The sequence below is a fragment of the Pseudonocardia kunmingensis genome (genome assembly GCF_006716445.1).
GTDB classification, from domain to species: Bacteria; Actinomycetota; Actinomycetes; order Mycobacteriales; family Pseudonocardiaceae; genus Pseudonocardia; species Pseudonocardia kunmingensis.
Genome location: NZ_VFPA01000002.1, coordinates 36510 through 49732, shown reverse-complemented (window position 1 = coordinate 49732; position 13223 = coordinate 36510). Strand labels below are relative to the sequence as shown.

At 73.3% G+C, this 13223-nt stretch carries 13 protein-coding genes; 6 read left to right on the top strand and 7 right to left on the bottom strand.

Annotated features, from left to right (window positions below; all coding sequences use genetic code 11):
• Positions 1-6 precede the first annotated feature (6 nt).
• Entirely contained in the window at positions 7-1227 is a 1221-nt protein-coding gene (locus tag FB558_RS16055) for an amino acid ABC transporter substrate-binding protein (RefSeq protein WP_142054355.1), read from the bottom strand.
• 110 nt (positions 1228-1337) lie between these two features.
• Between FB558_RS16055 and FB558_RS16050 the strand changes: the two genes are divergently transcribed.
• Both FB558_RS16050 and FB558_RS16045 read left to right on the top strand, forming a co-directional pair.
• Positions 1338-2369, top strand: a complete 1032-nt coding sequence (locus FB558_RS16050; protein WP_142054352.1) for a LacI family DNA-binding transcriptional regulator — start codon at positions 1338-1340, stop codon at positions 2367-2369.
• A 129-nt stretch (positions 2370-2498) separates the two neighbouring features.
• Complete coding sequence (locus tag FB558_RS16045; protein ID WP_142054350.1) at positions 2499-2849, top strand: hypothetical protein; 351 nt, start codon at positions 2499-2501, stop codon at positions 2847-2849.
• A 79-nt stretch (positions 2850-2928) separates the two neighbouring features.
• Here the strand turns inward: FB558_RS16045 and FB558_RS44520 are convergent, their stop codons facing one another.
• The gene (locus FB558_RS44520; RefSeq protein ID WP_246106543.1) at positions 2929-3099 is read right to left on the bottom strand and encodes an excalibur calcium-binding domain-containing protein; all 171 of its coding nucleotides are present in this window, start codon (positions 3097-3099) and stop codon (positions 2929-2931) included.
• 278 nt (positions 3100-3377) lie between these two features.
• On the opposite strand from FB558_RS44520, the gene FB558_RS16035 reads away from it, so the two are divergent.
• The 3 genes from FB558_RS16035 to FB558_RS16025 all read left to right on the top strand — a co-directional run bounded on the left by FB558_RS16035 (position 3378) and on the right by FB558_RS16025 (position 5908).
• Positions 3378-5066 (top strand): hypothetical protein, encoded by a 1689-nt coding sequence (locus tag FB558_RS16035; RefSeq protein ID WP_142054347.1) that lies wholly within the window; start codon positions 3378-3380, stop codon positions 5064-5066.
• Positions 5067-5198: 132 nt separating this feature from the next.
• On the top strand, positions 5199-5477 hold the full coding sequence (locus tag FB558_RS16030; RefSeq protein WP_142054345.1) for a hypothetical protein: 279 nt from the start codon (positions 5199-5201) through the stop codon (positions 5475-5477).
• Positions 5478-5575: 98 nt separating this feature from the next.
• A complete protein-coding gene (locus FB558_RS16025) occupies positions 5576-5908 on the top strand; it encodes a hypothetical protein (protein ID WP_142054343.1) in 333 nt (110 codons plus the stop codon).
• 69 nt (positions 5909-5977) lie between these two features.
• Here FB558_RS16025 and arfA read toward each other — a convergent pair whose 3' ends face one another.
• The 4 genes from arfA to FB558_RS16005 form a co-directional block, all read right to left on the bottom strand.
• Complete coding sequence (gene arfA, locus FB558_RS16020; RefSeq protein WP_142054341.1) at positions 5978-7501, bottom strand: arabinosylfuranosidase ArfA; 1524 nt, start codon at positions 7499-7501, stop codon at positions 5978-5980.
• 178 nt (positions 7502-7679) lie between these two features.
• Positions 7680-8603 carry a carbohydrate ABC transporter permease gene (locus tag FB558_RS16015; RefSeq protein WP_211366634.1) on the bottom strand — a complete coding sequence of 308 codons (924 nt, stop codon included), beginning with the start codon at positions 8601-8603 and terminating at the stop codon, positions 7680-7682.
• Positions 8600-9553, bottom strand: coding sequence for a carbohydrate ABC transporter permease (locus FB558_RS16010; protein ID WP_211366633.1), 954 nt, complete (start codon positions 9551-9553; stop codon positions 8600-8602). The genes FB558_RS16015 and FB558_RS16010 overlap by 4 nt, the downstream gene beginning before the upstream one ends.
• On the bottom strand, positions 9550-10854 hold the full coding sequence (locus FB558_RS16005; RefSeq protein ID WP_142054339.1) for an extracellular solute-binding protein: 1305 nt from the start codon (positions 10852-10854) through the stop codon (positions 9550-9552). The genes FB558_RS16010 and FB558_RS16005 overlap by 4 nt, the downstream gene beginning before the upstream one ends.
• Positions 10855-10974: 120 nt before the next feature.
• On the opposite strand from FB558_RS16005, the gene FB558_RS16000 reads away from it, so the two are divergent.
• Positions 10975-11964, top strand: coding sequence for a LacI family DNA-binding transcriptional regulator (locus FB558_RS16000; RefSeq protein WP_142056473.1), 990 nt, complete (start codon positions 10975-10977; stop codon positions 11962-11964).
• 98 nt (positions 11965-12062) lie between these two features.
• Here FB558_RS16000 and FB558_RS15995 read toward each other — a convergent pair whose 3' ends face one another.
• A complete protein-coding gene (locus tag FB558_RS15995) occupies positions 12063-13190 on the bottom strand; it encodes a M20/M25/M40 family metallo-hydrolase (protein WP_246106542.1) in 1128 nt (375 codons plus the stop codon).
• Between the last annotated feature and the right edge of the window lie 33 nt (positions 13191-13223).

Here is a 13223-nt window from a genome sequence, read left to right as displayed (position 1 = left end):
TCGCGATCACCACGGCGCCTTCGGGTAGACCAGTTCCGCCTCGGCGGTGTCCTGCGGCAGCACGATCCGGATCTCCCCGTCCACGTACTGCTGGATCAGGTGCGCGCTCTGCGGGCGGCCCTGGGCGTCCCAGGACAGCGGGCCGACGACCGTGTCGACGGTGTTGCCGCGCAGCCAGTCGATGAGCTGCTGCTGGCAGTCGCCCTGCTCGGCGCAGCCCACGGCCTGCACCGCGGCGGCCACGACCTGCCCGGTCGTGTAGGCGTTGGCCTCGTCCTCCGAGGGCGGGTTGCCGTGCTCGGCCGTGTAGCGCTGCACGAACTCCTGGTTGGACGGGTAGGGCGCCTCCGGGGTGTACCCGGTGGGCGAGAGGATGCCCTCGGTGCGGGCCCCGATCGCCGCCGAGAACTCCGGGTTGGTCGGCGCCGTGGAGAACGCCGCCAGCTTCGGCTGGTAGCCCAGCTGCTGCAACGACACGATCAGGTTCACCGCGTCCTGGTACTGCGTGCCGCCCACCACGATGTCGGCCTGCGAGTCGGCGATCTGCGCGGCGATGGAGGAGAAGTCGGTGGTGTTGGGCGGGTAGACCTCGTCGACCAGCGTCTCGATCCCGGCCGCCTCGAGCTTCGCCTTGAGCCCGTAGGCGGTGCCCTGGGCGAAGGGGTCGTCCATCGCGGCGTACGCGGCCGTCTGCGGGCGCTCCCCCTCCGGCATCGCGATGATCGCGTCGGCGAGGTGGTTGTAGTGGTCGTCGGCGATGGCGGGCGCGGCGTAGAAGAGGTTGTCGAAGCCCTGCTCGAACACCTCGGCCGCGGCACCCGCCGGCTCGACGAACAACATGCCGTACTCCTGGGCCACGCGGGCCGACGGCACCACCAGGCGGGTGGAGAACGGCCCGAAGACCAGGTCGACCTGGTCCTGCGCGATCAGCGACTCGTAGTCCGCCACCACCCGGTCGGAGTTGGACTGGTCGTCGAGGATGCGCAGCTCGACCTGACGGCCGAGCAGCCCCCCTGAGTCGTTCACCGCGGCGGCCCACGCCTCGTAGCCGCGCTGGACGCCCTTGCCGGGCTCGGAGAAGTCGCCGGTCAGCGGCAGGGAGATCCCGATCGTGATCGGGTCGGTCGCGGAGTCGCCACCGGACCCGGCCGCACCGCCGCAGGCGGTGAGGACGAGCGCCGAGGCGCAGGCGACGCAGGCCAGTCGGAAGGCGCTGCGGGCGTTCATCTGAGGGGTCCCCTCGTCGTCGAGGTACGTAAGCGCTTCCGTAAGCGCTTGCGTAGAATAGGGTCGGCGCTCGCGGCGTGCAAGGGCCGTGGAGCAGCGAGGAGGCATCGATGCCGAAGTCCCGGTCCGCACCGCGTCTCGCGGACGTCGCCGCGCGCGCAGGCGTGTCGATCGCCACGGCGTCCCGCTCGCTGGCCGGGCGCGAGGGGGTGAGCGAGTCCGTCGCGGCGCACGTGCGCGAGGTGGCGCTCGGGATGGGCTACGTCGCCAACGTCCACGCGCGCACGCTGGCCGGCGGCGCGACGTCCACCGTCGGGCTGATCGTCCACGAGATCGGCGACCCGTACTTCGCCGAGATCGCGAGCGGTGTCATCGAGGTGGCCGCGCAGCGCGGGCTCACCGTCCAGATCTGCCACTCCGCGCGCGACCCGCGCAACGAGCTGCACCAGATCCGCACGCTCATCGCCCACCGCACCGACGCGATCGTCGTCGCCGGTTCGGGCTACACCGAGCCGGATCTGCAGGCGGAGTCGAACGCCGTCCTCTCCGCCTTCCAGGAGACCGGGGGGCGGGTGGCCGTGATCGGGCGCCACCACCTGGCCGCGGACGCCGTGCGCCCGGACAACGAGGCCGCGGGCACCGCGATCGCGGAGCACCTGCTGGAGCTCGGCCACCGCCGGATCGGCGTGCTCGCCGGACCCGCGGTCCTCACGACCGTGGCCGACCGCATCACCGGTGTCGCCGCCGCGCTCGAGGCGCGCGGGATGACGCTCGACGACGTGCCCGTGCTGCACACCGACTTCACCCGCAACGGCGGCCGCGCGGGCACCGAGCGGCTGCTGGCCGAGCACCCCGACCTCACCGCGCTCATCGCGCTCAACGACGTGATGGCCATCGGCGTGCTGTCGGAGCTGCGCTCCCGCGGCGTGGCGGTGCCGGCGCGGATCTCGGTCGCGGGCGTGGACGACGTGGCGGTCGCGGCCGACCTGTCGCCCAGCCTCACCACGGTGCGGCTGCCGATGGCGGAGATGGGTGAGATGGCGCTGACGATGGCGCTCAAGCCGCCGTCGGCGCGCAGGCGGCGCAAGAACACCGGCCACGAGCTGATCGTCCGCGACTCCACGGGACCCGCGCCCGCCTGAGCGCGCCGCGGCCGAGGCCGGGAGCGGCTGACAGGCGGTACTGGGCGCGCGGACAGCTTCCTCCCAGGTGCCGTCGAGAAGGTCACCGCCGGCCGCGGCGAACGCCCGCGCCGGAGGAGGAGATGCGAGATGTTCGTTCCACGGACCGGCCGGAGGCGGTGGCTCCCCGTCGCGCTCGCCGCGGCCGGCCTGGTCGTGCTGACCGCCTGCGGTGGCGGCGGGGGCGAGGCGGCCCCGGCGTCCGGGACGCCGGGCGACGGCGCCTTCGCGGAGTGCATGACCGAGCACGGCGTACCCGCGCCGGAACGGGAGATGAAGGTCACCGGGCCGGGTGGGGGCACGCCGGGCGCGACAGCGGCACGCGGCACTCCGCCACCGCCGCCGGAGGGAGTCGATCCCGACGCGTGGACGGCCGCGCTGGAGGCCTGCGAGGGCCTGGGGCAGCGGCGGACGGTCGGACCTGCGGACGGGGGTTCCTGACCCGCCGCAGGGCGCCGCTGATCGCCGGGAGTGGTGTGCGGGGGTGAGGGGGGTCGCCTCCGCACACCACCCGCCGCGATCATTCGCAGCCGACCCCGTCGCCGTCGCGATCCAGGCGGGAGGCGTAGCCGGGATCGCCGCGACGGACCGGTGCCGCACCCGCGGAACGGGCGGCGCTGCAGTTCTTGAAGTAGACCGACGAGCCCCCGCCGTCCTCGTCGTCGTTCACCGCGACCGCTCGCTGGGGCACCGGCTCCGGTCGGGGCCGGGGCTTCGGCTTCGGAGCCGACGTGGTCGGCGGGGTCGGGGCCGGGGCGCCGGACACGGCGCTCCCTTGGTCGTCACCTCCGCAGTGGTCGGCGAGCGCGACGACGGCGACGCCGCCGAGTGAGCCGCAGCGACCGACCGGGGTTGCGCTGCCCATTTCGCTCGCTGCGAGCGCGGCGTCACGCGACGGCATCCCCCGCGCGAGCGATCTTCACCGCCCCCCTCGATCGGGAACCGGAGGCACCTGCCAAGGTGGGCCGAGTGCGACTCGTGTTCGGCCCCGACGATCTGGAGGAGTACTCCGCCGTCCGTGACCGCCTCCGGCTGCACATCGTCGCGTGGGCCCGCAGGCGCGGCATCGCGGTGGAGCCGTCACTGGTGGCGGCGGCGCTGGACCACAAGCACGGCGTCGACGGCCGGCTCGGGCACTGGACCCGCCGGCACGTCGCCGACGCGCTGGCCGTGTGGTTCCCCCGCACCGTGGCGCTCCTCGAGGACGACCGCGAGGCCGTGCCCACCGCGCTGCACGCGCTGATCGGGTTCCTCGACGACCACGAGTGGCTGGACTCGCGGTCCGCGCCCGCCGGGGAGCTGCACGCCCAGGTCCGCGACTCCACCCCGGCCCTGCACGACGCGCTGGACGACGAGCGCAACCACGACCTCGGCACCTTCTGGGCCGTGCAGATGCTGCGCCACGGCGTCCCCACCGCCGACCCCGCCGCGGTCGCCCGCTTCCTGCAGCAGGTGCACGCCGGCGAGCTCCAGATCGACCGCGCCGCGCTCGAGGAGATCCAGCGCAGGCACGCCGACGAGCCGCAGGAGCCGCCGCAGCCGGAACTGCCGCCCGTGCTGCTGCCGGGCGCCGCGCAGATGCTGGCGTCCGCGGACTCGTCGGTGGCGCTCGCCCGGCTGCGCGCGTTCACCCGGTGGGTGCGTGCCGGGCGCGCGCTCACGCGGGAGGGCAGGCTGCTGCTCTCCGACGCGCGTGCCGTCGCCGACGCACTCGACCTCGACCACTTCTCCCGCGACCGGGCCCGCACCAGCGACGACCTCCCCGAGATCAGCCTGCTGCTGGCGTGGGCGCGGCAGGCCCGGCTGGTCCGGGTCGTCCACGGGCGGCTCGTGCAGGTCCGCAGCGCCGCGCCGCTGCTGTCGCGGCCGATCGAGCTGTGGCGGCGCGCGTTCGAGGCCGTCGGCGGCATCGGCGAGCACTTCGGCGGCAGCAACGTGTTCGGCGCGCCGTCGCTGTTCGGGATGAGCCTGGGCGAGGCGTACCCGATCCTGCTGTACCAGCTCTACGCCGCGGGCGGGGACCCGATCCCGGTCGAGCGGTTCCACCGGGCCGTGCGGGAGAGCGTCAACGAGCGGATGGGCTGCGTCGTCGACGACCTGGCGGGCGACACCGAGCACCGGCTGTGGCGTCGCGACGTCACGGCCCTGCTGGACGCCCTGGAGCTGCTCGGCGCCGTGCACCTGTCGGAGAGCATCGGCGGCGAGGACGGCGAGGACATGTCCGAGCTGATCGAGCTGGCCGGACGCGACGACCCGGACCCCACCCTGGTGGCGCTCACCCCGATCGGGATCTGGGCGGTGCACGAGATGCTCGTCGAGCAGGGCGTGCACGCACCGCTGACCGGGGAGCTCGCCGACGAGGACATCGAGTACGTCTGCGTGCGCATGGCGGGCCTGCGCCGCGAGGTGGCCGAGGCCGAGCTGGAGGCATGGGTGCGTGCCCGGTCCGGGCGCGCGGCCAGCCACGAGATCATGCGCTACCTGCAGCGGGTCGAGGACTCCACCCATCGCGAGCTGGCGTTGTTCGCGCTGTCGCGCTGCGGGGCCCCGGGCCGGGAGATGTCGCGGTGGCGCGCGCGGGTGAGCGCCGCACTGCGGGCGCCCGCGACGGGCGTGCAGCCCCGCGTCGAGTGCGACGCCCGCCTCGCCCGCCCCTGACACCCGGCCGCGGCGCACTCGTTCGTGTGATACCGGTATCACCGGCGTGACATCGCGACTCGGGAGGACGAGTACGGATGCGTGCGGCAGTCGCTGCGCATCCTGCGTCCGCACCGAGAGTGAGGAGCCCTCGTGGCCACGCCCGACCCCTGCCACCACTGGTCCGGGGCCCCGAAGCACTGGGTGGACGTCCCGGCGCAGCGGCGCCGCCCGCCCTCACCCGAGCAGCTCGACGCCGCCGCGCGGCGGTGGCCGGGCTGGGTCGACGCGAGCTCGCGCGAGGAGTGGAGCGTCGCCGCCGTCGCGCTGGCGGTGGCGGTGGCCGCGTTCATCCTCGTCGGCACGGTCAGCGCGATCACCGAGCACGACACCCCTCCCCCGGTCCGCACGAACGGCACGTCCGTCCGGTAGGGCGGCCCCGTCCGTGTAACGGGAGCGCTACGCGCGCGATGGCCTGGGTGGGGCGGCGCTCGTCCGTCCCGGGGGAACCACCAACTGGGGGGTTGGTCGTGTTGCGCAAGATCGTTCTAATTCTCGCGGGCGTCGCCGCGATGTTCCTCGTCACGGGAGTGGCCGCTGCCGACCCGGGCACCTACGAGGTCAGCGACGAGTGGGCGCTCACCTACGTGGACGGGCGGCCGACGGTCGTGCCCCGCATGGAGGACGACACGGTGGAGGTCCGCTGCCACGGCGGTGACCAGATGGCCAACTGGAAGGCCAACGACGACGAGCTGGTCGGCGGCTCCTGGCCGCGCACCGACGGCACGGGGATCTTCGTCCAGCCGCGGTTCACCGGGGAGACCGAGATCCTGAGGATCACGGTGGCCTGCGAGCGGGGCTGAGCCCCACCACACGAACGAACGGCACTTTCTTCGCTACCTAGCCGACGAAAGTGCCGTTCGTTGCGGTGGTCAGGGGCGGGCGAGCTGCACCACGGCCCAGGACAGCGGCGGCAGCGTCAGCTGCGCGACGCCGTCGGCGACCGTCACGCCGTCCAGCGGCCGCAGGCGCACGCGGTCGGGGTGCTGCTCGTCGTTCGTCGTGTGGCGGTCCTGGCCCTCCGTCGCGGCGAGCACGGCCGCGTGCTGGACGCGCAGCTCCCCGAAGCCGCGGACGCCGACCTCCACCTGCGCCGCCTCGGCCTGGTCGCGGTTGGCGAGGAACAGCGAGACCACGCCGGCCTCGGCGTCCCAGGTGCCGGAGGCGTCGACGAGGTCGACGTCGCCGAAGCGCGGCGTCTCGTAGCGGTCGCTGCGGGTCTGCACGGCGAGGATCTCCCCCGTCGCCCGGCGGCGCACCTGCTCGAACGGGTGCGCGATCGACTGCTTCCACGCCGGGCCGCCCGCCTCGCTGCGCAGCAGGCCGATCACGTTCACCAGCTGGGCCTGGCAGGCGACCGTGACGCGGTCGCCGTGGCGCAGCAGCGAGTTGAGCAGGGTGCCGACGACCACGGCGTCGGTGATCGAGTACTCGTCCTCGATCACCCGCGGCGCCACCTCCCACTCGCTCTCGCCCTTGGCGATCGCCGACTCGTGGTGGCGCGACTGGTACCAGACGTTCCACTCGTCGAACGAGATGTCGATCTTCTTGCGGTGCTTGCCGCGGGCGCGCACGGCGTCGGCCGTGGCGACGACCGACTCGATGAAGTGGTCCATGTCGCGGGCAGCCGCCAGGAAGTCGCCCGCGTGGTCGTGCTCCTGGTAGTAGGCGTGCGCGGAGATGTAGTCGACCTGGTCGTAGGTCTCCTCCAGCACCACCCGCTCCCACTCGCCGAACGTCGGCATCCGGGAGTTGGAGCTGCCGCACGCGACCAGCTCGATGCCCGGGTCGACCAGGCGCATGGCGCGCGCCGTCTCGGCGGCCAGCCGGCCGTACTCGGCGGCGGTCTTGTGCCCGACCTGCCACGGGCCGTCCATCTCGTTGCCCAGGCACCACAGCTTGATGTCGAACGGCTCGGCGCTGCCGTGGGCGCGCCGCAGGTCCGAGTACTTCGTGCCGCCCGGGTGGTTGGCGTACTCCAGGATGTCGCACGCCTCCTGGATGCCGCGGGTGCCGAGGTTGACCGCCATCATCGCCTCGGTGCCCGCCGCCTTCGCCCAGCGGGCGAACTCGCCGAGGCCGAACTCGTTGGTCTCGATCGAGCGCCATGCCCGGTCCAGCCGGCGCGGCCGCTGCTCCTTCGGGCCGACGCCGTCCTCCCAGTAGTACCCGGAGACGAAGTTGCCGCCGGGGTAGCGCACGACGGTGGGGCCGAGCTCGCGCACCAGGTCCAGCACGTCGGTGCGCAGGCCGTCGGCGTCGGCCTTCGGGTGACCGGGCTCGTAGATGCCGGTGTAGACGCAGCGGCCCATGTGCTCGACGAACGAGCCGAACAGGCGCCGCGGGACGGGGGCGATCGTGAAGTCGGGGTCGACGGTCAGGCGTGCGCGGGGCAAGGGGTTCCTCTCTCTAGTGCCCCGGACCGGGAGTCCGGTGCATGGATCGGCGGATCCAGGTTTTCGCTGGGTGTGCCGGCGGGCCGGCCTCGTACCGGGCGTACTCGGCCGGTTCGCCGGTACAGCCAGCGGGAAGCTGGGCCGTCGAGGCATGTGGTGGGCTCCCGGTCCGGGGGGACTACGTTCCGCCGAGGCCGGTGGTGGCGACACCGCGGATGATCTGGCGCTGGAACAGCATGAACACGACGATCAGCGGAAGGCCCGCGAGGATCGCCGAGGCCATGACCTGCGCGTAGCGCACCCCGAAGCTGCTCTGCACCTGCACGAGCCCCACCGGGAGCGTCATCAGGCCGGGGTCGGAGGTGATGATGAACGGCCACAGGAAGTTGTTCCAGGCGTGGATGAACACGAAGATCGAGACGGCGGCGAGGATCGAGCGCGACAGCGGCAGCACGATCTGCAGGAAGATCCGCAACGAGCCGGCGCCGTCCACGCGGGCGGCCTCCTCCAACTCGTGCGGGATGCCGTCGAAGAACTTCTTGAGGATGAACACCATCGCCGGCAGCACCAGCTGCGGGAGGATGATCCCGAGGTAGGTGTCGGCGAGGCCCAGCGCCAGCATCTGCCGGTACAGCGGCACGATGAGGATCTGCGGCGGCACCATGATCCCGGCGATCGTCAGCGCGAACAGCGCGTTGCGGCCGCGGAAGCGGGTGCGGGAGAAGCCGTACGCCGCGGCCGCCGACAACGCCACCGTCAGCACGGTGACGACGATCGTGACGACGGTGCTGTTGACGAACCAGGTGACGAGGTCCCCGTTGGCCAGCACAGACGCGTAGGCCTGCAGCGTGAACCCCCGGTCGGGGACGACCTCGAGCGGCACCGTGGTGGTGTCGGCCTCGTGCTTGAGCGAGGTGAGCACCGCCCACACCAGGGGGGCCAGCCAGAGCACCGCCACCACCGCCAGCGCGGTGATGATCCCGGCGCGCGCGAGCGGCGGGTAGCGCCGCACGTCCGCGGCGCCGTCGTCGGTGCGGGAGCGGCGGGCCCGGGGCAGGACGGGGGTCGTGGCGGGGTTCGCGGTGTCGGGCGCGGTGGTCACGGTTCGCTCCTGCGGCTGAGCCGGGCCTGGACGAGGGCGATCAGGATGATCAGCACGAAGAACATGTAGGAGATCGCCGAGGCGTAGCCCAGGCGGTAGTCGGTGAACCCGGTCTCGTAGACGTACTGCAGGATCGGCGTGGCCACGCCGCCCGGACCGCCGCTGGCGTCGTAGAGGATGTACGCCTGGTCGAACAGCTTGAGCGAGGCCAGCACCTGCAGCACGATCACCAGCCCGGTGGTGCGGTTCAGCAGCGGCAACGTGATCGAGAACAGCCGGCGCCAGCCGCCGGCACCGTCGATCTCCGCGGCCTCGTAGAGCTGGGCGGGGATCGCCTGCAGGGCGGCGAGGTAGAGCAGGAAGTTGAAGCCGACCGTCCACCAGACCGTGAGGATCACGACCGACCACAGGCCGATCGACTGGCCGGTGAGCCAGCCCACCGGGGGCAGGCCCATTCCCGTCAGGATGCCGTTGAACAGGCCGAAGTCACCGGAGAACAGCCACTCCCAGATCAGGGCGACCGTGGCGACCGGCAGCAGGAACGGCGCGAAGTAGGTGAACCGCCAGAACCACTGCCCCCGCACGCCGGTCTGCACCAGCAGCGCCATCACCAGCGCGACCGCCACCAGCGGGATCGTGCTGGCGACGGTGAACAGGATCGTGACCCAGAGCGTGCGCCACACCTCGGGGTCGGAGAACAGGCGCACGTAGTTGTCGAGCCCGACGAACTGCGACTCGTCGCGCACGAGGCTGGTGTCGAAGAAGCTCATGCCCAGGCCGTAGACCAGCGGCCACAGCACGAACGCGGCGTAGACCAGCAGGAACGGCAGGACGAACCAGATCCCGCCGCGCCCGCCGACGAGGGTGGGCCCCCGGCGGGCCTGCGGGCGCGCCTCGGCGCGCTCCGGGGTGGCGGTGGTGGTGCTCGCAGCGGTGTTCGACGCGGTCACAGCGGGCTCCCGAAGGTGAGCTGGCTGTCCAGCCAGCCGATCAGGTCGTCGGCGCCCTGCTCCGGGGTTAGGGCCCCCGAGTTGACGCCCTGCAGGCTCTGCCCGGCCCGCGACATGAGCGTGGAGCCGGATCCGGAGAAGTAGGCCTCGGGGTCGAACTCCACCACCTGCGCCGCCCCCCGGTAGTTCGCGATCGGCTGCTGGGAGAGGTACTCGGGGCTCTCCGCCACCGCGGAGAGCGCCGGGATGTGCCCTCCGCCCGAGGCCCAGTCCAGGCTGTTGCGCAGCATCGACACCGCCATGTCGTAGGCCGCGCTGCGGGCCGCGGGATCGACATGGGCCTGCGACGGCAGCACGAAGCTGTGGCTGTCGGCGCGCACGTACGGGGTGTCCCCGAGAAGGGCCGGGAACTGGGTCATCGAGAACGGGATCTCGGCCGTGCGCGCCGTGGTGACCTCCCACGGTCCGATGAGCAGGAAGCCCGCCTGCTGGCTGGCGAACGCCGCCGGCGAGGCGTCCCCCTCCAGGGTCGGCGAGGAGATGGTGCCGTCGCACATGTCGTGCATGAGCGCCATCGCCTGCACCATCGCGTCGCGGTCCACCTCGGCGGGCCCACCGTCGGGCAGCCGCATCTCGCCGCCCGCCTGGCGGAACAGCGACCAGAACAGCATCCAGCTGGCGAGGTTGTCGGCCGCGCCGAACGCGATGCCGATGGAGCCGGTGACCTCGGCGGCGCGCCGGCCGGCGTCGAGCCACTGCTCGACGCCCCTGATCGGCGCCAGCGAGCCGTCCGGGGCGAGCAGGCCGGCCCGCTCGCAGATGTCGGTGTTGTAGTAAAGCACCAGCGGGTGCGTGTCGAGCGGCAGCGCCATCACCCGCCCGTCGACCGTCACCCGCTCCCGCACCGGCGCCGGGAACTCGTCCATCGACACGCCGCGCGCGGCGAGCTCGGCCGGGTCCCACTCGTCGAGCAGGTCGCTGCCGAACGTCGGCAGCCGCGACGCGTGCAGCGTGGCCAGGTCGGGGGCCCGGCCACCGGCGCAGGCCATGGCCAGCTTCGTGTAGTACGGCGGCCCCCACATGAGCGTGGTGTCCGTGACGCGGACGTCCGGCGCCTCCGCCCGGAAGCGGTCGACGAGGCCCACCATGAGCTCGCCGTCGCTGCCGGTGAAGAAGTTCCAGTACGCCAGGTCGACCGCACTGCCCGATCCTCGCGCGCACGAGGACAGGAGGGCGGCGCCGCCGGCTGCGGCCGTCGCGCGCAGCAGGGCGCGGCGCGACAGACGGTGTGAGGTCGTCATCGACCACTCCCTTTGCGGTTTACATCGTGGTAAACCCTGTCCGGAAGGCGCTTGCCTGTCAAGGGGGAGAATGCGGACGTGGGGACGCAGCGAGAACCAGCGACGAGACGGCCGGTGACGATGCGCGACGTCGCGCTCGCGGCCGGCGTGTCGCCCAAGACCGTGTCCAACGTCGTGAACGACTACGTCCACGTGCGGCCCGAGACCCGCGCACTGGTGCAGCGGCACGTCGAGGAGCTGGGTTACCGCCCGCAGGCCGTCGGCCGGCAGCTGCGACACGGCCGCACCGGGGCGATCGCGCTGGCCGTGCCGGGCGTCGACATGCCCTACTTCGCCGACCTCGCCGCCCTGCTGGTGCGGGCGGCCCGCGACCGCGGGCTCACCGTCGTCGTCGAGCAGACCGACGGTGACGTGGAACGCGAGCGCGCGGTCGCCGCAGGCTCCCCCGTCCGCTTCGCAGACGCGCTGATCTTCAGCCCGCTCTCGATGCCGCCCTCCGAGCTGGCCGCCCCCCGCCACGACACGCCGATGGTGCTGCTCGGCGAGCACGGCGCGGCGGCCACCGCCACCGACCGCGTCACCATCGCCAGCATCGACATCGGCGTCACCGCCACCACCCACCTCATCGCCGCGGGCAGGCGGAGCATCGCGATGGTCGGGCACAAGCGCGACCGGCCGAAGTCGGCGATGGAGCAGCGGGTCCGCGGCTACACGCGGGCGTTGCAGACCGCGGGCCTGCCCGCCGACCCCACGCTGATCCGCACCGTGCCCGAGTGGGACCGCCGCGACGGCGAGGAGGCGGTCGACGCGCTGCTCGCCGAGCGCCCGGGAGTCGACGCCGTCTTCGCCGCCAACGACGTGCTCGCCATCGGTGCCCTGCGCTCGCTGCACCGCCACGGCCGCCGCGTGCCCGACGACGTCGCCGTGGTGGGGGTCGACGACGTCCCGGAGTCCCGCTTCACCACCCCGACCCTCACGACGGTGGCGATCGACCGGGCCTTCGTGGCGGAGTACGCCCTCGAGCTGGCCACCTCACGCCTGTCCGAGCCCGACCTGCCGCCCCGCGAGGTCACGGCGCCGCACCGGCTGGTGGTGCGCGAGAGCGCCTGATCCCTGCGCGGGTCCGGCGGAGCAGGCTCCCACCGGACGAACGGCACTCTCGTCGGTACCTAGCCGACGAATGTGCCGTTCGTCGTGCGGACCCGGGCTCAGAGTGTCGCCAGCACGCTCGCCAGCAGCGCTCCCCTCGCCGCCAGGCTCGCCGTCTCGATCTGCTCGTGCGCGGCGTGGGCGCCGGCGCCCAGCGGGCCGAAGCCGTCCAGGGTGGGGATGCCGGCCGCGCCCGGGGTGTTGGTGTCCGCCGCGCCGGCCGCCGGTCGCCCCTCGACCCGCTGACCGACGTCCGCGCCGGCCGCGGCCACCCGCGCGAGCAGTGCGGTGTCCGGCTCGGACCAGGCCGGCCTGCTGGTCAGCGTCCGCACGGTGACCTCGGCGCCGGGACGCACGGGCGCGAGCGCGCGCAGCGCCGCCAGCACGCGCTCCTGGGTGGCGGCGTCGGCGAAGCGCAGCCCGATGTCGGCGGTGGCGCGGTCCGGCACCACGTTGGTGCGCCCGCCCCCGCCGATCGTGCCCACGTTGCACAGGACGGTGGGCTCGCCCGCGGTGATCGCGCGGACCGCGAGCAGCTGGTCCACCAGCTCGTCGACCGCGGACACGCCCGACTCCGGGTCGAGCGCCGCGTGCGCGGCCCGCCCGCCGACCTCGATCCGCACCCGCGTGCTGCCCAGGCGCGCCGACTTCAGCGCGCCGTCGGGGTGCGGCGACTCGCACCCGAGCACGGCGACCGCACCGGCCGTCTCCGCCTCGACCACCGCGCGGGCGGTCGGGCTGCCGACCTCCTCGTCCGCGGCGACGACGAGCCGCACCGGGCGCGCGGGCGCCGTCCCGCAGTGCTGCAGGACCGCCATCGCCAGCTCGACGACGACGAGCCCGCCCTTCATGTCGTAGACCCCCGGCCCGCGCAGGACCCCGTCCTCCTCGACGACCGGCATCGCCTCGCACGTGCCGCGCGGCCAGACGGTGTCGTGGTGACCGATCAGGAGCACGTGCGGCTCACCGAGGTCCCCCCAGCGCGCGACCAGGTGGTCCCCCGTGTCCCGTCCCACCCGTTCGACGTCGGCGCCCAGCTCCCGGTAGCGCCGTTCCAGGACGTCGGCGAGGGCGTTCAACGCCGCGGCGTCACCGGTCGGCGTCTCGTGCCGGGCGTAGGTGACGAGGCGGCGCAGCGCGTCGCCTGCGAGCGCCTCAGCGGCGCGGGACAACTCGGAAGAGGCCACGGATACGAACTATATCTTTGCCGTCTCGCTCGC